This window comes from Leptolyngbya sp. BC1307, from assembly GCF_002286735.1.
Taxonomy (GTDB): Bacteria; Cyanobacteriota; Cyanobacteriia; order Phormidesmidales; family Phormidesmidaceae; genus Phormidesmis.
The window spans coordinates 1-1527 of record NZ_NRTA01000133.1; the positions used below are offsets into that span (position 1 = coordinate 1).

The 1527-nt window shown below is 44.6% G+C and carries 2 protein-coding genes; one reads left to right on the top strand and one right to left on the bottom strand.

Translation table 11 applies throughout. The annotated features are described in order from the left end of the window. Positions 1 to 15: 15 nt before the first annotated feature. The gene (locus tag CKL79_RS22355; RefSeq protein WP_141242289.1) at positions 16 to 1230 is read right to left on the bottom strand and encodes a hypothetical protein; all 1215 of its coding nucleotides are present in this window, start codon (positions 1228 to 1230) and stop codon (positions 16 to 18) included. 45 nt (positions 1231 to 1275) lie between these two features. On the opposite strand from CKL79_RS22355, the gene CKL79_RS22360 reads away from it, so the two are divergent. Next, a partial coding sequence (locus tag CKL79_RS22360; RefSeq protein WP_170944003.1) for a helix-turn-helix domain-containing protein occupies positions 1276 to 1527 on the top strand: 252 nt, incomplete at its 3' end.

Sequence of the window (1527 nt, forward strand, 5' to 3'; positions counted from 1 at the left end):
TCAGAGTTGCTTGGGTCAATCAGCGATTTGATGACTTGTTTCCCCTCGTCCCTTCGAGCGTTCTAAAGCACCCCTCCCACAACACCTAGATGCGCCCCTGGCCATAGCATTTGCGTTTTCTTGAAAGCTATCTCTTTCTTGGCCCAGTTGAGATAACTGTCTCTGCATGTGGTTCATTCGAGACTGTACCTGCTGATTAACTCCTGCTGCCTCTTGAATATGTCTTTGCAGTTCAGATGTAGAGCTTTTTAGTCTATTTATTTGTGTATCTTTTCGATGTGCTAGTTCCGTTAGCTGCTGACGGCTCTGCTGCAAGTTTTCTATGTCGGTATTACGTCTGACAATTTCTCCGTGAAGAGATGAGACAGCTTCCGTCAGCTCAGACATACTTTTCGCGCTTCTACTTGCTTGGGTTTGATCCTCTTGCCTAGCTCTCAGAAGGCTATTAAATTCCTCTGATAGAATTTTGATCTGAGATTTCAGTTCATTGACGGTAGATTGATAATCATTATTAGTCTGTAGGTCTGAAGAGTACAGCAACAGACGCGATGATATGATATCCAGTAGCCCATCAAGCTTATAGGCAAGACGAAGGCGATATGGACTGATACGTTTGGAGTTCCGCGTTATCTCATTCGATAGCTCATCAATCACTTCTGAAAGAATGGCTTGAGATGGTTGTCTGCTATTAGTAAAAAGAATTAAGTTCCTGACTAGCTTCTCAAGCTGCTCATAATCCTTTTCAGCTTGGCTAGCTAGAAACCTGCGAGTAGACTCCTGTATTCCTGAGAAGGTACGATACTTCCAAGGCTTTATCGGTTGAAGTTCCTCTGATACCTTATTTCGTTTATACTCAAGTGCCTCTATCGTCTTAGCAATCTTCTCATGATTTACAGAAGGTTGTGCTCCTATACGCTCTAAGATGCCTTCGTATAGCCATGCTTGTGATTCTAGATTGTTGAGTCTTTTGAACTTCTGATTGCGGCCACTAGGCTGCAAGTCTGTATCTTCTTGTTGTAGTTGCTGTTGTAACCAGTTGACTTTGGAGGCAACAGAGCCAGTAAAACACGAAGAAATAAGATCTAATGCCTGACCATACGGGAAGGAATAGTCAGCCGCTAAGCCAAATAAGAACCAGAAGATGACCGCATACACCAAGAAGGCAAAAATCTTGATATATGAGATGATTCTGTCTAGTGCAGCGTCAAGTTTAAGAATGAGGGTTGTCAAGAGTGTTGTAATGGGGGAGATTGGGATAAAGCGAACGAGGGCTTTATGCAAAAACGATACATCGTCCGATTGAGTGAATCAGAGAAGAGTGAACTGCACGAAGTCATCAAACGGTTGAACGGTAGCAGCCAAAAGGTTCGTCGTGCGCAGATTTTGCTAAAGGCAGATGCCGAAGGGCCGAACTGGACAGACCAGTTGATCGCCGAAGCCTTCAACTGTCGGCCCCAAACAGTGGAAAATATCCGCCGCCGGTTGGGAGAACATGGCTTTGAGGCGACGCTGAATGGGCTAAAACGC